The organism is Pseudomonas sp. DTU12.3, assembly GCF_004124275.1.
In the GTDB taxonomy this organism is placed as follows: Bacteria; Pseudomonadota; Gammaproteobacteria; order Pseudomonadales; family Pseudomonadaceae; genus Aquipseudomonas; species Aquipseudomonas helmanticensis.
Window position 1 is genome coordinate 1,747,010 of the sequence record NZ_CP027218.1, and the last position, 17,601, is coordinate 1,764,610.

Genomic DNA, 17,601 nt, shown 5'->3' on the forward strand with positions numbered 1-17,601 from the left:
GTGTTGCGTTTATCGAATTGACGCTAAAACCCCCGGATCATTAATGTCGCGGCAGCGTCATCCGGCACTGATGTGAATGAGCCGCCGGACTGTCGACTCCGATAATAATGACAAGAGGCAACTCCCCATGCGCATGTTCCCCGACTGTCTCAGCCCCATTCGCTGTTGCCGGGTTCACCGCAACGCCTGATCCAGACCTTCTATTCTTGTGCCCGTGCCGCTCGTTGGCCGGCCGTCGTTCGACTGCGTTTTTTGCGTGGAATAAAAATAATGAACCAGCCTCAGTCCGCTGTAGGTCAATGCCTCGATGTGCAGACCTTCATCAATGCCCAACCGATCTCGCGCTATCAATGGCGGGTGGTGATCCTGTGTTTCCTGATTGTCTTCCTTGATGGCCTCGACACTGCGGCGATGGGCTTCATCGCCCCGGCGCTGTCGCAGGACTGGGGTATCGACCGTGCCAGCCTCGGCCCGGTGATGAGCGCCGCGCTGATCGGCATGGTTTTCGGCGCATTGGGCTCCGGCCCTTTGGCTGACCGCTTCGGGCGAAAAGTCGTACTCGTTGGCGCGGTGCTGCTATTCGGTGCTTTCAGTCTCGCGTCGGCTTACAGCAATAACGTCGAACAATTGCTGGTGCTGCGCTTCCTCACTGGCCTCGGTCTGGGTGCGGGGATGCCCAATGCCACCACGTTGCTCTCGGAATACACCCCGGAGCGCAAGAAATCCCTGCTGGTGACCAGCATGTTCTGCGGTTTCAACCTAGGCATGGCTGGCGGTGGGTTCATTTCCGCCAAGCTGATCCCGGCGTTCGGCTGGCACAGCCTGCTGCTGATCGGAGGGATTCTGCCGCTGATTCTCGCTGTGGTGCTGCTGTTCTGGCTGCCGGAATCGGCGCGCTACCTAGTAGTCCGTAACCGTGGCACCGACAAGATCCGCAAGACCCTGGCGCCGATTGACCCGGTTACCGTCGCCCAAGCCTCCAGTTTCAGCGTGCCGGAACAGAAAACCGTCAAGGCGCGCAACGTTTTCGCCGTGATCTTCTCCGGCACCTACAGCACCGGCACCTTGCTGTTGTGGCTGACCTATTTCATGGGCCTGGTGATTGTTTATCTGCTGACCAGCTGGCTGCCGACGTTGATGCGTGACAGCGGCGCGAGCATGGAGCAAGCGGCGTTCATCGGTGCGTTGTTCCAGTTTGGTGGCGTGTTGAGTGCGGTTGTTGTGGGATGGGCGATGGATCGCTTCAATCCGCACAAGGTCATCGGCACTTTCTACCTGCTTGCCGGGGTGTTTGCCTACGCGGTGGGGCAAAGCCTGGGGAATATCACCTTGCTGGCGACGCTGGTGCTGGTGGCGGGGATGTGCGTGAACGGTGCGCAATCGGCGATGCCGTCACTGGCGGCGCGGTTCTACCCGACCCAAGGGCGTGCAACCGGGGTCTCGTGGATGTTGGGGATTGGCCGCTTTGGCGCGATTCTCGGGGCGTGGATGGGCGCGACGTTGTTGGGCCTGGGCTGGAATTTCGAGCAGGTGTTGACGGCGTTGGTGATTCCGGCGGCGTTGGCGACGACGGCGGTGGTGATCAAGGGCATGGTCAGCCATGCGGATGCGACCTGATATCGCGGTGTGAAGCGAAAAGATCGCAGCCTGCGGCAGCTCCCACATTGGAATGCGTAACCCTGTAGGAGCTGCCGCAGGCTGCGATCTTTTGCCGGCAACACGAACCGATAGGCTGATAACAATCTGTTCGATAAACGAACACTCAGTCGATTATCGGATTGTTTGGCACTTTTCCCAGGCTTAATCTTCAGTGACTCCGGCGCTGAACCTCGCGCCTTTTTATCACTGGCGATTCAATACAAAAACGGGAGCCCGCTCCATGGCTGAGATCCTTTCGCTGCACGACGCGGTGAAGCTATTCGTCAACGACGGCGACACCGTCGCACTCGAAGGCTTCACTCACTTGATCCCTACGGCCGCGGGTCATGAAATCATTCGTCAGGGCAAGAAAGATCTGACGCTGGTGCGGATGACGCCCGACCTGATCTACGACCAACTGATCGGTGCCGGCTGCGCACGCAAACTGATCTTCTCCTGGGGCGGCAACCCGGGCGTGGGTTCGCTGCACCGTCTGCGCGACGCGGTCGAGAAGCAATGGCCGCAGCCGCTGGAGATCGAAGAACACAGCCACGCCGACCTGGCCAATGCCTACGTCGCCGGCGCTTCTGGCCTACCGTTCGCGGTGCTGCGCGCCTACGCCGGTTCCGACCTGCCGAAGGTCAACCCGTTGATCAAAACCGTGACCTGCCCGTTCACCGGTGAAGTGCTGGCGGCGGTGCCGTCGGTACGGCCGGACGTCACCGTAATCCACGCACAGAAAGCCGACCGCCAGGGCAACGTGCTGCTGTGGGGCATTCTCGGTGTACAGAAAGAGGCCGCACTGGCCGCCAAGCGTTGCATCGTTACCGTCGAAGAAATCGTCGACAACCTCAACGCACCGATGAACTCTTGCGTATTGCCGACCTGGGCCTTGAGCGCGGTCTGCCATGTGCCCGGCGGCGCACATCCGTCCTACGCCCACGGTTACAACGAGCGCGACAATCGTTTCTATCAAGCGTGGGATCCGATCGCCCGCGACCGTGAGACGTTTACCGCGTGGATCAACGAATACATCCATGGCTGCGCTGACTTCAGCGAGTTCCAGGCCAAGTTGGCCGCTGCTTCGGAGGCCAAGTAATGACTTACACCACCAATGAAATGATGACCGTCGCCGCAGCCCGTCGCCTGAAGAACGGCTCGGTGTGCTTCGTCGGTATCGGCCTGCCGTCGAAAGCCGCCAACCTCGCGCGGCTGACCTCGTCGCCGGACGTGGTGCTGATCTACGAATCGGGCCCGATTGGCGCCAAGCCGAGCGTGCTGCCGCTGTCCATCGGTGACGGTGAACTGGCGGAGACCGCTGACACTGTCGTACCGACCGGTGAGATTTTTCGCTATTGGCTGCAGGGCGGGCGCATCGACGTCGGTTTTCTTGGCGCCGCGCAGGTCGACCGTTTCGGCAACATCAACACCACCGTGGTCGGCGATTACTTCTCGCCGAAAGTGCGCCTGCCGGGTGCCGGTGGCGCGCCGGAAATTGCCGGCTCGGCGAAAAGCGTATTGATCATCCTTAAACAGTCGGCGCGTTCGTTTGTCGACAAGCTCGATTTCATCACCTCGGTCGGTCACGGCGAGGGCGGCGATTCGCGCAAACGTCTGGGCCTGCCGGGCGCCGGTCCGGTGGGGATCATCACCGACCTGTGCATCATGGAGCCGGAAGAGGGCACCCACGAGTTCGTGGTCACCGCACTGCATCCGGGCGTAACCCGCGAGCAAGTGGTTGCGGCCACCGGTTGGGCGATTCGTTTTGCTGACAACGTCGAAACCACCGCAGAACCGACCGACGTCGAACTGACCGCACTGCGCGATCTCGAAGCGCGCACCGCCGCAGCCCACGGCCAGACACCGGGAGAAGCATGATGCGTGACGTTTATATCTGCGACGCGATTCGCACGCCCATTGGCCGTTTTGGTGGCGGACTGTCCGCGATTCGCGCTGATGACCTGGCCGCCGTGCCGATCAAGGCCCTGATGGAGCGCAATCCCTCGGTGGACTGGAGCGCCATCGACGAAGTGTTCCTTGGCTGCGCCAACCAGGCCGGCGAAGACAACCGCAATGTGGCACGCATGGCGCTGCTGCTGGCGGGCCTGCCGGAAACCGTGCCGGGCGTGACCCTCAATCGCCTTTGCGCTTCGGGCATGGACGCGATTGGCACGGCATTCCGCGCCATCGCCAGTGGCGAGATGGAGCTGGCGATTGCTGGCGGCGTCGAGTCGATGTCGCGCGCGCCGTTCGTGATGGGCAAGGCTGACGCGGCGTTCTCGCGCAACATGAAACTCGAAGACACCACCATCGGCTGGCGTTTCATCAATCCGTTGATGAAGGCGCAATACGGCGTCGACGCGATGCCGCAGACCGCTGACAACGTCGCCGACGACTATAAAGTGTCGCGCGCCGATCAAGACGCGTTCGCCCTGCGCAGTCAGCAACGCACAGCCGCCGCGCAGGCTGCCGGTTACTTCGCCGAAGAAATCGTCGAAGTGCGGATCGCCCACAAGAAGGGCGAAACCGTGGTCAGCCAGGATGAACATCCGCGCGCCGATACCACGATTGAAGCGCTGACAAAATTGAAGCCGGTCAACGGCCCGGACAAAACCGTCACCGCCGGCAATGCCTCCGGCGTCAACGACGGTGCCGCCGCACTGATTCTCGCGTCCGCCGAAGCGCTGAAAAAACATGGCCTGACCGCCCGCGCCAAAGTGCTCGGCATGGCCAGCGCCGGTGTCGCGCCGCGCGTGATGGGCATCGGCCCGGTACCGGCGGTGCGCAAGTTGATCGAACGCCTCGGCGTAGCGGTCAGCGATTTCGATGTGATCGAACTCAACGAAGCATTCGCCAGCCAAGGTTTGGCGGTGCTGCGTGAGTTGGGGCTGGCGGATGACGCCGCGCAGGTCAACCCGAACGGCGGGGCGATTGCCCTTGGTCACCCGTTGGGCATGAGCGGTGCGCGGCTGGTGCTGACCGCGCTGCATCAGTTGGAAAAGACCGGTGGCAAGAAGGGTCTGGCGACCATGTGCGTCGGTGTCGGCCAAGGTCTGGCCCTGGCCATCGAACGCGTCTGACGCAAGCCGTGACGAATAAGAACAGAGGAAAGCGACATGTCTGACAAGCCTGGTTACCGTCGTCCGCAGGAAGGCACTCAGCCTGAGTACCTGCACCCGACGTATCAATCCACCAACCTGCGCTCGCCGTCGAAGCCGTTGGTGTTTCTGCCGCATTCGCTGTCGGAAATCACCGGCCCGACCATCGGCGCCGAGCGTGTCGGCGATACCGATAACGACCTGACCGCCCAGCATCAAGGCGAGCCACAGGGCGAGCGCATCATCATTCACGGCCGCGTGCTCGACGAAAACGGCCTACCGGTGCCGGGGATTCTCGTGGAGATCTGGCAGGCCAACGCCGCCGGCCGCTACAACCACCAGCGCGACCTGCACGACGCGCCGCTGGACCCGAATTTCACCGGCACCGGCCGCACCGTCACCGACGCCGATGGCTGGTACCAGTTTCAGACCATCAAGCCCGGCGCCTATCCGTGGGGCAACCACCACAACGCGTGGCGCCCGGCGCATATCCACTTTTCGCTGTTCGGGCCGAGCATCCTCACCCGACTGGTCACGCAGATGTACTTTCCGGGCGACCCGCTGCTGGCGTACGACCCGATCTACAACTGCGTGCCGAACACTTCGGCCAAGGAACGCCTGATCGCCAGTTTCGATCTGGAAAAAACCATTCCGTCCTACGCCCTCGGTTATCGCTGGGACATCGTGCTGCGCGGGCGTGAAGCCACGCCGATGGAGAAATAAGATGACGCTGACTGCGACCACGTCCCACACCGTCGGGCCGTATTACCACATCGGCCTGACTTGGCTGAACCGCGAAAACCTCGCCAATGAGCAAACCCTCGGCGAGCGCGTGGCGATCACCGGGCAAGTGGTGGATGGCAATGGCGATGTCGTCAACGATGCCATGCTTGAAGTCTGGCAGGCCAACGCTGCCGGCAAATACGACCACCCGGAAGATGAGCAGGACAAACCGCTGGATCCGCACTTCGAAGGCTTTGGCCGTGTGCCGGTGGATACTGAAGGGCGCTTTCGGTTTACCACGATCAAGCCGGGTACGGTTGAGGGGCTGAAGGGCTCGACCCAGGCGCCGCATCTGGTGGTGTTGGTGTTTGCCCGTGGCTTGGTGAAGCACTTGCTGACGCGGATTTATTTTGATGGCGAGCCGGCTAACGTCAACGATCCACTGCTCGAATGTGTCCCGGCTGAACGTCGCACGACCTTGCTGGCGAAGGAGGATGCCTCGGGGGTTTACCAGTGGAATGTGATCCTGCAGGGCACCGACGCCGAGACGGTGTTCTTCGATTATTAATAGATCACCACCATCCCCTGTGGGAGCGGGCTTGCTCGCGAAGGTGGAGTGTCAGTCGACAGATGTATCACCTGACACACCGCTTTCGCGAGCAAGCCCGCTCCCACAGGTGAGAACTGTGTTGCAGATGGATCTGTGGAACGGGACTGTTGCAAAGTATGTCTAGACTCTCACTGTCCCTATCGAGTGAAAAACAATGACAACCACCACCTCTCATTACACGGGTGAAGAGCGCAGCAAGCGCATCTTTGCCATTGTCGGCGCCTCGTCCGGCAACCTCGTCGAATGGTTCGACTTCTATGTCTACGCCTTTTGCGCGATCTACTTCGCCCCGGCGTTTTTCCCCTCGGACAACCCGACGGTGCAACTGGTGAACACCGCTGGCGTGTTCGCCGCCGGCTTCCTCATGCGCCCGATTGGCGGCTGGATTTTCGGTCGTGTCGCCGACAAGCACGGCCGCAAGAACTCGATGCTCATCTCGATTCTGATGATGTGCTTCGGGTCCTTGCTGATCGCCTGTCTGCCGACTTACAAGGACATCGGCGTCTGGGCGCCGGTCTTGCTGTTGTTCGCCCGTCTGTTGCAAGGCCTGTCGGTCGGCGGTGAGTACGGCACCACCGCGACCTACATGAGCGAAATCGCTCTCAAGGGCCAGCGCGGATTTTTCGCCTCGTTCCAATACGTGACGCTGATCGGTGGGCAACTGTTGGCGGTGTCGCTGGTCGTGGTTCTTCAGCAATTCCTCACCGAAGATGACCTGCGCGCCTACGGCTGGCGGATTCCATTTGTGGTCGGTGCGGTGGCCGCGTTGATTTCGCTGTTCCTGCGTCGCTCGCTGAAAGAAACCACCAACAAGGAAACCCGCGCACACAAGGACGCCGGCAGCATCGGTGCGCTGTTCCGCGATCACAAAGCCGCGTTCATCACCGTGCTCGGTTACACCGCCGGCGGTTCGTTGATTTTCTACACCTTCACCACCTACATGCAGAAGTACCTGGTGAACACCGCCGGCATGCACGCCAAGACCGCCAGCTACATCATGACCGGTGCGCTGTTCCTGTATATGTGCATGCAGCCACTGTTCGGCATGCTCGCCGACAAGATCGGCCGACGTAACTCGATGCTCTGGTTCGGCGCGCTCGGCACGCTGTTTACCGTGCCAATCCTGTTGAGCCTGAAAAGCGTCAGCAGCCCGTTTCTTGCGTTTGTGTTGATCACGGTGGCGCTGGCAATCGTCAGTTTCTACACCTCGATCAGCGGCCTGGTGAAAGCCGAAATGTTCCCGCCGGAAGTTCGCGCCCTCGGTGTCGGCCTGGCTTATGCGGTGGCGAATGCGATCTTCGGTGGCTCGGCGGAATTCGTTGCCCTGAGTCTGAAGAACATCGGCATGGAAAACTCCTTCTACTGGTACGTGACGGCGATGATGGCGATCGCGTTCCTGTTCAGTCTGCGCTTGCCAAAACAGGCGGCGTACTTGCACCACGATCTCTAACCCGATGCGCGCGGGCCGTGATGGCCCGCGCCGGCAAGGACTTTTATGACTCAGCGACCGGGCAATCAATTGTTCGATGCCTACTTTACTGCCCGCGATATGCGTGAGGTGTTCTGCGATCAGGGCCGTGTGCAGGCGATGCTTGATTTCGAAGCGGCGCTGGCGCGGGCGGAGGCGCGGGTCGAGTTGATTCCTGCCTCTGCCGTTGCACCGATTGCCGCGGCCTGCAACGCAGGTTTGTACGACTTCGCGGCGCTGGGCGAGGCGATTGCCACGGCGGGCAATTCGGCGATTCCGCTGGTCAAGGCGCTGGGCAAGCAGATCGCCGCCAGCGATGCCGAGGCCGAGCGTTATGTGCATTTGGGCGCGACCAGTCAGGACGTGATGGATTCCGGATTGGTCCTGCAATTGCGTCAAGCGCTGGAGTTGATTGAAGGCGATCTGGCGCAATTGGCCGAGTCTCTCGCCACCCAGGCACAACGTCACGCCGCCACGCCGCTGGCCGGACGCACCTGGCTGCAACACGCGACGCCGGTAACCCTTGGCATGAAAATCAGCGGATGGCTGGGCGCGATCACTCGCAGCCGTCAACGTTTGCGTGAACTTAAACCGCGTCTGCTGGTGCTGCAATTTGGTGGCGCCTCCGGGACGCTCGCAGCCTTGGGCGAACAGGCGTTACCGATTGCCGAAGCGCTGGCCGAAGAACTGCAACTGACCTTGCCCGAACAACCGTGGCACACCCAACGTGATCGCGTGGTCGAGTTCGGCGCGGTGCTCGGTTTGATCGCCGGCAGCCTCGGCAAATTCGGCCGCGACATCAGCCTGTTGATGCAGACCGAAGCGGCCGAGGTTTTCGAGCCATCGGCACCGGGCAAGGGCGGCTCGTCGACCATGCCGCACAAACGCAATCCGGTCGGTGCTGCGGTGTTGATCGGCGCGGCGACGCGGGTGCCGGGACTGGTCTCGACGCTGTTCAGCGCGATGCCGCAGGAACATGAACGCAGCCTTGGCTTGTGGCATGCCGAATGGGAAACCTTGCCGGAGATTTGCTGCCTGGTGTCGGGTTCGCTGCAACAGGCGCGCTTGCTCGCCGAAGGGCTGGAAGTCGACGCCGCGCGTATGTCGCGCAACCTCGAATTGACCCAGGGACTGGTGCTGGCCGAAGCGGTGAGCATTGTTCTCGCACAGCGTGTCGGTCGCGACACCGCGCATCACCTGCTTGAGCAATGCTGCAAACGCGCGGTGGCCGAACAGCGCCATTTGCGCGCCGTACTCGGTGACGAACCGCAAGTCACCGCCGAGTTGAGTAGCGCTGAACTCGATCATCTTTTGAACCCCGCCCATTACCTTGGCCAGGCGCAAACCTGGGTCGAGCGCGCGGTGGCCGAACACAACGCATTGTCTGTCTGAAAGGAGAGGGCTGTGTCTTTCGTTCAACTCGCCGATGGCGAACTGCACTATCAAATAGAAGGTCCGGTCGATGCACCGGTGCTGGTGCTGTCCAACTCGTTGGGCACTGATCTGCACATGTGGGACGCGCAGATGCCGGCGTTCACCGAGCACTTTCGTGTGCTTCGTTTCGACACCCGTGGTCACGGCAAATCGCTGGTGACGCCGGGGCCGTACAGCATCGAGCAACTGGGGCACGACGTACTCGGTTTGCTGGATGCGTTGCACATCGAACGCGCGCATTTCTGCGGGCTGTCGATGGGCGGGTTGATTGGGCAGTGGTTGGGGATCAATGCCGGTCATCGTTTGAACAAGCTGATTGTCTGCAACACGGCGGCAAAAATCGGCGATCCGTCGGTGTGGAATCCACGCATCGAAACCGTGCTGCGTGACGGCGCGGCAGCGATGGTTGCCCTGCGTGATGCGTCGATTGCCCGTTGGTTTACTCCGGACTTTTCCGCTGCACATCCGGCGGCAGCCAAGCAGATTACCGACATGCTCGCCGCCACTTCACCTGAGGGTTACGCGGCCAATTGCGCGGCGGTGCGTGATGCCGATTTTCGCGAGCAGCTCGCCTCGATCAACGGGCCGTTGCTGGTGATTGCCGGCACTGAAGATGCGGTGACGCCGCCGTCCGGTGGGCATTTCATCCAAGAGCACGTGCGCGGTGCCGAGTACGCCGAGTTCTATGCGGCGCATCTGTCGAATGTGCAGGCCGGTGCCGATTTCAGTGATCGTGTGTTGGCGTTTTTAAACGTCTGACAAGGGGATTTTCGTGGACGAGAAACAACGTTATGACGACGGCATGCAAGTGCGCCGCGCGGTACTCGGTGATGCGCATGTCGATCGCAGCCTGACCACGCTGACCGAGTTCAACTCGGAGTTTCAGGAGATGATCACCCGGCATGCCTGGGGCGATATCTGGACACGTCCAGGGTTGCCTCGGCATACGCGTAGTTTGATCACCATCGCCATGCTGATCGGCATGAACCGCGAAGGCGAGCTGAAGCTGCATTTGCGCGCTGCGGCCAATAACGGTGTGAGCCGTGGCGAGATCAAGGAAGTGATCATGCAGAGTGCGATTTACTGCGGGATTCCGGCGGCGAATGCGACGTTTCATCTGGCCGAGTCGGTGTGGGATGAGCTGGGTGTCGAATCCCGGGAGTGAGTGGTGCAAACCGAAAAGATCGCAGCCTTCGGCAGCTCCTACATTGGGAATGCGTTCCCCTGTAGGAGCTGCCGAAGGCTGCGATCTTTTGTTCTTCAAACCGTGGCCACAATAAATATCCGCTTGAACGCAAACAACGTATGCCCGTCGCACTCCTGCGGATAATGCTTATGCACCCGCATCAGGTAGTGATAAATAAACCGCGCCTGTTCCTCTGAACTCAGCGCTTGCATCACCGGCCGCAGCGCCGAAACTTTCACCCAGTCATACACCGGCGACTTGCCGTCGACCACCTGCAATTGCTCGGTCTCCCAGATATCCAGCGAAGTGGTCAATGGTGCGAGCAGACGGTAGTAATCCTCCAGCCCCAACAACGGCCGCGCCGCCATGCGCTGGCGCAGTTCAGCTGTGCCCAATGGCTTGCCGCCGACACCACCGTCGTCGAGGGTTTCGAGCATCAGCCGATACCACAACGCATCACGCCAGTCAGGCATGTGCGCGGCCAGACAGCCGCCCGGGTTGAGCTGGCCGAGCAGGCGCGGCAGCAGCGTTTCATGGCCATCGATAAAGTGCAGCACGGCGGCGGCGAACAGCAGGTCTGCCGGTTGTTCGGGCTGCCAGTCGAGCAGATCGCATTGCTGCCATGCGGCGTTGATCGGCAGGCGACGCGCTTCTTCGAGCATTTGCGCTGAACTGTCGATACCGAGTAACTGCGCTCGCGGCCAGCGCTTGGCCAGCACTTGCGTGGCAATGCCTGTGCCGCAACCGAGGTCATAAATACGTTGAGGGTTTCGCAGCTCGACACGATCAAGCAGTTCGTTGACCGGGCGTTGCCTGAGGCGAGAAAACTGCTGGTACGCTTTGGCGTCCCAGTCGGGGGCTGCTGATTTGAGTCGGGTGATCATGAGGTCATCCTCTGGTGATCAAAGGTGTCTTCCGATGACAACCTGGCTCAAGTCTTTAGGGGACCAACATCAACAGATAACGGAAGCGGAAAGGGTATACACCTGAGTCCTTCAGGTTTTTTTACTCTACTCGACGCCCAGCAAAGCGCCATTAATCCAGACCAATGGCACAAATCTCCTGTAGGAGCTGCCGCAGGCTGCGATCTTTTGATTTTGATCTTAAAAACAAGATCAAAAGATCGCAGCCTGCGGCAGCTCCTACAGGGTGGATTTGTGTTTACAGGAGGCTGATCGGGTAGCTGACGATGAGGCGGTTTTCATCGAATTCGTTGTTGCTGAAGTCGCGGCGCATGGTCGAGTTGCGCCATCTGACGTTGAGATCCTTCAGCGCGCCGCTCTGCACGGTGTAGCCCAATTCCGATTCGCGGCCCCACTCCTTGCCGTCGGTGGTCGTCGCGGTGTGCACGTTGTCGCCGCTGATGTAGCGGTTCATCAAGGTCAGGCCGGGCACGCCCAGGGCAGCGAAGTTGTAGTCGTGGCGCAATTGCCACGAGCGTTCCTGCGCGTTGTCGTAACTGGCGTTGTAGCTGTCGTTGGCGAGGGTGCCGCCGCTGGTGCCATTGACGCGCATCCACGCGCTGTCGCCGGTGAGTTTCTGCAGGCCGACGTAGAAGGTGTTGCCGCCATATTTGGCCGAGAACATCCCGGACCAGGTCTTGTTGTCGAGATCGCCGGCGCGGGCGCTGCCGTCGTCCTTGCCGTAGAAAAAGCCGAGGTTGGCGCCCAGTGTCCAGTTGCCCAGTGGTTGGCTGTGGATCAGATTGACGTATTGCTGGCTGTAGATGTCCTTGAGTTCAGCGTTCCACAGGCCGATCTGTGTGCGCTTTTCATTGAATACGTATTCGCCGCCCTGAAAGTTGAAGCGATCAGAGGTGAACGCTGCTTTGCCGGTCATCGACATGTCAGTCATGCTGCTGTCGTCGCGCGGGCTGTTCGCACGGAACTGGCCGCCGTAGAGGGTCAGGCCGTCGATTTCCTTCGAGGTGATCTGGCCGCCGCGAAAGGTTTGCGGCAGCGAGCGACCGTCGTCCGAACGGAGGATCGGCAGCACCGGCATCCATTCGCCGACCTTCACTTCGGTCTGCGACAACTTCGCCTTGAAGGCGACGTTGGTGCGCCCGAAGTTGTCTGCCGGGCGTCCGTCGTGATCCAGCGGCAACAGCTGCGTACCGCCAGTGCCCTTGCCGCCATCGAGCTTCACCGAATACAGGCCGAGCACGTCCATGCCAAAACCGACGGTGCCTTGGGTGAAGCCGGATTTGGCATCAAGGATGAAGTTCTGCGTCCACTCTTCAGCCTTGCCCTGAGCCTTGGTCGGGTTGGTGAAGTTGCGGTTGATGTAGAAGTTGCGCAGGTTGAGGTTGACCTTGGCGCCATCGACGAAACCGGCTTCTTCAGCCACAGCGGGCAGGGCTGCGCCGGCCAGGGCCAGGGCGATCAGGCCGGGGAATGCGTAGGGCGCAGGGGAGGTGGTCATAGGTGGGGTCTCTCTTGTTTTTTTTAGGCAAACGGGGGCGCTGCCGCTGTTTTCGGGGCGCAGACATGAAAAATGTTCAGGGGTGAAACGACGGCAATCAGCCGGATGGGGCGGCGCGCTTGAGCATGGTGACGAACCTGTTGTTATTGGTTTTGTGGATCGAATGGTGCGGGGGGCGGATGTTTTGATTCAATTGGTAAAAGCGGGTTTTGGGCGATTATCGAACGCAAGATTGGGCCGGTTTTTTTGGGTGAATGTGAGGGCCTCTTCGCGAGCAAGCCCGCTCCCACATTTGGAATGCATTCCCCTGTGGGAGCGAGCCTGCTCGCGAAGGGGCCAGCCCAGACAACACAACTTTCAGACAGGCAACAAAAAGCCCACCAATCGGTGGGCTTCTTGTGTTCAGCCGATGATGATCAGAACAACTTCATCTTCGGTGCTTCTTCTTTCAGCGGTTCGTTCTGCGCGGTTTGCGCATTCCAGCCACCGCCCAAGGCCTTGTACAGGTTGACCGCACTGGTCAGCTGCGCGAGGCGGTCGGTGATCAGCGCCTGTTGCGCGCTGAACAGCTGACGCTGGGCATCGAGGAAGGTCAGGTTGCTGTCGACACCGATGCGGTAGCGACGCTCGGCCAGACGGTAGTAATCCTGGTTGGCCTGAACGAAGTCACGCTGCGCCTGCAGCTGGTCGGTGTAGGTCTGGCGGGCGGCCAGACCGTCGGCGACTTCCTGGAAGGCCGTTTGAATGGACTTCTCGTAGTTCGCCACGCCAATGTCCTTCTGGATCTTGGCGGCGTCGAGACTGGCGCGCAGGCTGCCGGCGTTGAAGATTGGCAGGTTGATCTGCGGCTGGAACAGCCACGTCCCCGAACCACCCTTGAACAGGCCGGACAGGTCCGGGCTCAGGCTGCCCGCGTTGGCGGTCAGGCTGATGCTCGGGAAGAACGCTGCACGCGCCGCGCCGATGTTGGCGTTGGCTGCCTTCAGGTTGTACTCGGCCTGGAGGATGTCCGGACGACGTTGCAGCAGATCCGAAGGCAGACCGGCCGGTACGTCGCTGAGCAGGTCATCCGACAGCGGTTTGGCCGCTTGCAGATTGGCCGGTATACCGGTGCCGAGCAGCAGGGTCAGGCTGTTTTCGTCCTGCGCCACTTGGCGGGTATAACGCGCCAGTTGTGCACGGGCGTTTTCCACCGACGTGCGCGACTGCGCCAGATCCAGCGCCGACGCGACACCGACTTCGTTGCTGCGGCTGGTCAGCTTGTAGCTTTCTTCGAAGGCACCGAGGGTGTCTTGGGTAAGCTTGAGCAGTTCCTTGTCCGCTTGCCAGGTCAGGTAAGCGTTGGCGACGCTGGCAACCAGACTGATCTGGGTGCTGCGACGCGCTTCTTCAGTAGCGAAGTATTGTTGCAACGCTTGCTCGCTCAGGCTGCGAACGCGACCGAACAGGTCGAGTTCGTAGGCGCTGATGCCGACGGTGGCGGAGTAGGAGCTGGTGATGCCCGCTTCACCGGTCTGCGAGGCACGGGCCGGAACCCGCTGACGGCTGCCACTGGCATTGGCCGAAACTGCCGGGAACAGGTCGGCACGCTGGATACGGTACTGCGCTGCATAGGCGTCGATGTTCAGCGCCGCGACACGCAGGTCGCGGTTGTTTTCCAGGGATACCTGGATCAGCTGTTGCAGCGCCGGGTCATGGAAAAACTGCTTCCAGCCCTGCTCGGCAGCGGCCTGCGCCGGTGCCTGGGCCGGCGAGTACGCCGGCCCCTGTGGGTATTGGCCTGCGACCGGAGCCTCAGGCTGCTGATAATCAGGTATCAGCGAGCAACCGCTCAGCACGAAGGCGGCGACTGCGATGGAGAGTAGCGACTTGCTCATTGGCCAGCCTCTTTAGGAGTTTCAGTCGCTTCATCCTCGTCAGCGATTTTACGCTGGCCGATGGACGAAACCGTAACGAAGAACAGTGGAACCCAGAAGACCGCCAGGATCGTGGCTGTGAGCATACCGCCAATTACGCCGGTACCGATCGCGTGTTGGCTGCCCGAACCGGCACCGGTGGAGATCGCCAACGGTACAACACCGAGGACGAAGGCCAGCGACGTCATGATGATCGGTCGCAGACGCATGCGGCACGCTTCGATCGCCGCATCCCGCAGGCTACGCCCTTGCTCATGCAGTTCCTTGGCGAACTCGACGATCAGAATGGCGTTTTTAGCCGCCAGACCGATGGTCGTCAACAGGCCCACCTGGAAGTACACGTCGTTGGACAGACCGCGCAGGCTGGTGGCCAGCAGTGCACCGATGATCCCCAACGGCACCACGAGCATAACGGCGATCGGAATCGACCAGCTCTCGTACAGCGCGGCCAGACACAGGAACACCATCAGCAGCGACAGGGCGTACAGCGCCGGTGCTTGCGAACCGGACAGACGCTCTTCATACGACAGACCGGTCCAGGAGATACCGACACCCGCCGGCAGCTTCTTGGCGATCGCTTCGACTTCGGCCATCGCATCACCGGTTGAGTAACCCGGCGCCGGAGAACCGAGGATCTCCATCGCTTCTACACCGTTGTAACGCGCCAGTTTCGGCGAACCGTAGATCCACTCGCCCTTGGCGAACGCGGAGAACGGCACCATGGTCCCGGCGCTGTTGCGCACGTACCATTTCTTCATGTCTTCAGGGCTCATGCGAGCGCCGGCCTGACCTTGCACGTATACCTTCTTCACCCGACCACGGTCGATGAAGTCGTTGACGTAGCTACTACCGAAGGAAATCGACAGGGTGCTGTTGATGTCGGAAATGCTCACACCCAGGGCGCGGGCTTTCTCGTCATCAATTTCCAGGTGGTATTGCGGCTCATCGTTCAGGCCGTTCGGACGTACCTGGTAGAGCACCTTGCTCTGCGCGGCCATGCCGAGGAACTGGTTACGCGCTTCCATCAACTTGTCGTGACCGATACCGGCGCGGTCTTGCAGGAACACGTCGAAACCGGTGGCGTTACCCAACTCCAATACCGCTGGCGGGGCAAAGGCAAACACCATCGCATCGCGGAAGGTGAAGAAGTGCTGTTGCGCACGCTGGGCGAGGGCAAACACGCTGTTACTCGCGTCACGCTGGTCCCACGGTTTGAGCATGATGAACGCCAGACCCGAGCTCTGCCCACGACCGGCGAAGTTGAAGCCGTTCACGGTGAACACCGAGGCCACCGCGCCGGACTCTTTCTCCAGCAGGTAGGAACGCATTTCGTCGATCACGACTTGGGTACGTTCAGCACTGGAACCGGCCGGGGTTTGCACCTGAGCGAACAGTACGCCCTGGTCTTCTTCCGGCAGGAACGCGGTCGGAATGCGGGTGAACAGCCAGATCATGCCAACCACGATCAGCAGGTACGCCAGCAGGTACGGGGCTTTGCGCGACAGCATGTTGCCAACGCCGCGCTCGTAGCTGCGAACGCCACGGTCGAAGTTGCGGTTGAACCAGCCGAAGAAACCTTTTTTCGGCGTGCCGTGCTCACCTTTCGGAATCGCCTTGAGCATGGTCGCGCAGAGCGCCGGGGTGAAGATCAGCGCAACCAATACCGACAGGGCCATGGCCGAGACGATGGTGATCGAGAACTGCTTGTAGATCACACCGGTGGAACCGCTGAAGAACGCCATCGGCAGCAATACCGCCGACAGAACCAGCGCAATACCGACCAGTGCGCCCTGGATCTGGCCCATGGACTTCTTGGTCGCTTCCTTCGGTGACAAGCCTTCTTCGCTCATCACCCGCTCGACGTTTTCCACCACAACGATGGCATCGTCCACCAGCAAGCCGATGGCCAGCACCATACCGAACATGGTCAGGGTGTTGATGCTGAAACCGAACGCCGCGAGGATGCCGAATGTACCGAGCAATACCACCGGCACGGTCATCGTAGTGATGACGGTGGCGCGGAAGTTTTGCAGGAAAAGGAACATCACCAGGAACACCAGCACGATCGCTTCGACCAGGGTTTCAACCACTCCCTTGATCGACTCGGTCACCACCGGGGTGGTGTCGTACGGGAACACCACTTCCATGCCTTCCGGGAAGAACGGCTTGAGCTCGTCAATCGTCTTGCGCAGGGCTTTGGCGGTGTCGAGGGCGTTGGCGCCGTTGGCCAGTTTCACTGCAAGACCGGACGACGGCTTGCCGTTGAACTGGGCCGAAATGGTCGAGTTTTCGCCACCCAGGCCGACATCGGCAACGTCACCGACGCGCACTTGCGAACCGTCCTGATTGACCTTCAGCAGAATCGCCTTGAACTGCTCGGCAGTCTGCAGACGGGTCTTGCCGATGATCGTGGCGTTCAGTTGCTGGCCTGGCAGCGCCGGCAAACCGCCGAGCTGACCGGAGGAGACCTGGACGTTCTGTGCCGAGATGGCGGAGCTGACGTCAGCCGGGGTCAGGTTGAATTTGTTCAACTTGGCCGGGTCGAGCCAGATGCGCATCGCGTACTGGGCACCGAAGACCTGGAAGTCACCGACACCGGCGGTGCGCGAGATCGGGTCCTGCATGTTCGACACGATGTAGTTGGACAAGTCGTCCTTGGTCATGCTGCCGTCACGCGATACCACGCCGATCACCAGCAGGAAGTTTTTCACTGCCTTGGTCACACGGATACCTTGTTGCTGCACTTCTTGCGGCAACAGCGGGGTGGCGAGGTTCAGCTTGTTCTGAACCTGAACCTGCGCGGTGTCGGAGTTGGTGCCTTGCTCGAAGGTCGCGGTGATGGTCATGCTGCCGTCGGAGTTACTTTCCGAGGACACATAACGCAGGTTGTCGATACCGTTGAGCTGCTGCTCGATCACCTGAACCACGGTGTCCTGCACGGTTTGCGCCGAAGCGCCCGGGTAGGTCACGGAGATCGCAATGGCCGGTGGCGCAATGCTCGGGTACTGGTTGATCGGCAATTTCAGGATCGAAAGTGCCCCGACCAGCATGATCACCAGGGCAATTACCCAGGCGAAAATCGGACGGTCGATGAAGAATTTTGACAT

14 protein-coding genes are annotated in these 17,601 nt (G+C 60.7%); 10 read left to right on the forward strand and 4 right to left on the reverse strand.

All coding sequences use genetic code 11. The annotated features are described in order from the left end of the window. Positions 1-270 precede the first annotated feature (270 nt). The 10 genes from C2E19_RS07945 to pcaC all read left to right on the forward strand — a co-directional run bounded on the left by C2E19_RS07945 (position 271) and on the right by pcaC (position 10,136). The gene (locus C2E19_RS07945) at positions 271-1,617 is read left to right on the forward strand and encodes an MFS transporter (protein ID WP_129390217.1); all 1,347 of its coding nucleotides are present in this window, start codon (positions 271-273) and stop codon (positions 1,615-1,617) included. 262 nt (positions 1,618-1,879) lie between these two features. Further along, positions 1,880-2,737 carry a CoA transferase subunit A gene (locus C2E19_RS07950; protein ID WP_129390220.1) on the forward strand — a complete coding sequence of 286 codons (858 nt, stop codon included), beginning with the start codon at positions 1,880-1,882 and terminating at the stop codon, positions 2,735-2,737. Next, entirely contained in the window at positions 2,737-3,516 is a 780-nt protein-coding gene (locus tag C2E19_RS07955) for a CoA-transferase subunit beta (protein ID WP_129390223.1), read from the forward strand. Before C2E19_RS07950 ends, C2E19_RS07955 begins: the two co-directional genes overlap by 1 nt. Further along, entirely contained in the window at positions 3,513-4,718 is a 1,206-nt protein-coding gene (gene pcaF, locus C2E19_RS07960; RefSeq protein WP_174823930.1) for a 3-oxoadipyl-CoA thiolase, read from the forward strand. The genes C2E19_RS07955 and pcaF overlap by 4 nt, the downstream gene beginning before the upstream one ends. Positions 4,719-4,754: 36 nt before the next feature. After that, positions 4,755-5,459, forward strand: coding sequence for a protocatechuate 3,4-dioxygenase subunit beta (gene pcaH / locus C2E19_RS07965; protein WP_129390229.1), 705 nt, complete (start codon positions 4,755-4,757; stop codon positions 5,457-5,459). A 1-nt stretch (position 5,460) separates the two neighbouring features. After that, complete coding sequence (pcaG, locus tag C2E19_RS07970; protein ID WP_129390232.1) at positions 5,461-6,027, forward strand: protocatechuate 3,4-dioxygenase subunit alpha; 567 nt, start codon at positions 5,461-5,463, stop codon at positions 6,025-6,027. Positions 6,028-6,223: 196 nt separating this feature from the next. Continuing rightward, positions 6,224-7,519 carry an MFS family transporter gene (locus C2E19_RS07980; RefSeq protein ID WP_129390235.1) on the forward strand — a complete coding sequence of 432 codons (1,296 nt, stop codon included), beginning with the start codon at positions 6,224-6,226 and terminating at the stop codon, positions 7,517-7,519. Positions 7,520-7,564: 45 nt separating this feature from the next. Continuing rightward, positions 7,565-8,929, forward strand: coding sequence for a 3-carboxy-cis,cis-muconate cycloisomerase (locus C2E19_RS07985; protein WP_129390238.1), 1,365 nt, complete (start codon positions 7,565-7,567; stop codon positions 8,927-8,929). Between the two features lie 12 nt (positions 8,930-8,941). Next, the gene (gene pcaD / locus C2E19_RS07990) at positions 8,942-9,730 is read left to right on the forward strand and encodes a 3-oxoadipate enol-lactonase (protein ID WP_129390240.1); all 789 of its coding nucleotides are present in this window, start codon (positions 8,942-8,944) and stop codon (positions 9,728-9,730) included. 13 nt (positions 9,731-9,743) lie between these two features. After that, on the forward strand, positions 9,744-10,136 hold the full coding sequence (gene pcaC / locus C2E19_RS07995; RefSeq protein WP_025110738.1) for a 4-carboxymuconolactone decarboxylase: 393 nt from the start codon (positions 9,744-9,746) through the stop codon (positions 10,134-10,136). A 95-nt stretch (positions 10,137-10,231) separates the two neighbouring features. On the opposite strand, the gene C2E19_RS08000 is transcribed toward pcaC, so the two are convergent. The 4 genes from C2E19_RS08000 to emhB form a co-directional block, all read right to left on the reverse strand. Then, the gene (locus tag C2E19_RS08000; RefSeq protein ID WP_129390243.1) at positions 10,232-11,041 is read right to left on the reverse strand and encodes a methyltransferase domain-containing protein; all 810 of its coding nucleotides are present in this window, start codon (positions 11,039-11,041) and stop codon (positions 10,232-10,234) included. A gap of 277 nt (positions 11,042-11,318) precedes the next feature. Next, entirely contained in the window at positions 11,319-12,578 is a 1,260-nt protein-coding gene (locus C2E19_RS08005; RefSeq protein ID WP_129390246.1) for an OprD family porin, read from the reverse strand. 416 nt (positions 12,579-12,994) lie between these two features. Beyond that, positions 12,995-14,455 carry an efflux RND transporter outer membrane subunit EmhC gene (gene emhC, locus C2E19_RS08010; RefSeq protein ID WP_129390249.1) on the reverse strand — a complete coding sequence of 487 codons (1,461 nt, stop codon included), beginning with the start codon at positions 14,453-14,455 and terminating at the stop codon, positions 12,995-12,997. Next, entirely contained in the window at positions 14,452-17,601 is a 3,150-nt protein-coding gene (emhB, locus tag C2E19_RS08015) for an efflux RND transporter permease subunit EmhB (RefSeq protein WP_129390252.1), read from the reverse strand. Before emhB ends, emhC begins: the two co-directional genes overlap by 4 nt.

Coding starts and splice junctions, on each gene's coding strand:
- C2E19_RS07945 (WP_129390217.1), top strand. CDS start 271: ATGAACCAGCCTCAGTCCGCTGTAGGTCAATGCCTCGATGTGCAGACC.
- C2E19_RS07950 (WP_129390220.1), top strand. CDS start 1,880: ATGGCTGAGATCCTTTCGCTGCACGACGCGGTGAAGCTATTCGTCAAC.
- C2E19_RS07955 (WP_129390223.1), top strand. CDS start 2,737: ATGACTTACACCACCAATGAAATGATGACCGTCGCCGCAGCCCGTCGC.
- pcaF (WP_174823930.1), top strand. CDS start 3,513: ATGATGCGTGACGTTTATATCTGCGACGCGATTCGCACGCCCATTGGC.
- pcaH (WP_129390229.1), top strand. CDS start 4,755: ATGTCTGACAAGCCTGGTTACCGTCGTCCGCAGGAAGGCACTCAGCCT.
- pcaG (WP_129390232.1), top strand. CDS start 5,461: ATGACGCTGACTGCGACCACGTCCCACACCGTCGGGCCGTATTACCAC.
- C2E19_RS07980 (WP_129390235.1), top strand. CDS start 6,224: ATGACAACCACCACCTCTCATTACACGGGTGAAGAGCGCAGCAAGCGC.
- C2E19_RS07985 (WP_129390238.1), top strand. CDS start 7,565: ATGACTCAGCGACCGGGCAATCAATTGTTCGATGCCTACTTTACTGCC.
- C2E19_RS08000 (WP_129390243.1), bottom strand. CDS start 11,041: ATGATCACCCGACTCAAATCAGCAGCCCCCGACTGGGACGCCAAAGCG.
- C2E19_RS08005 (WP_129390246.1), bottom strand. CDS start 12,578: ATGACCACCTCCCCTGCGCCCTACGCATTCCCCGGCCTGATCGCCCTG.
- emhC (WP_129390249.1), bottom strand. CDS start 14,455: ATGAGCAAGTCGCTACTCTCCATCGCAGTCGCCGCCTTCGTGCTGAGC.
- emhB (WP_129390252.1), bottom strand. CDS start 17,601: ATGTCAAAATTCTTCATCGACCGTCCGATTTTCGCCTGGGTAATTGCC.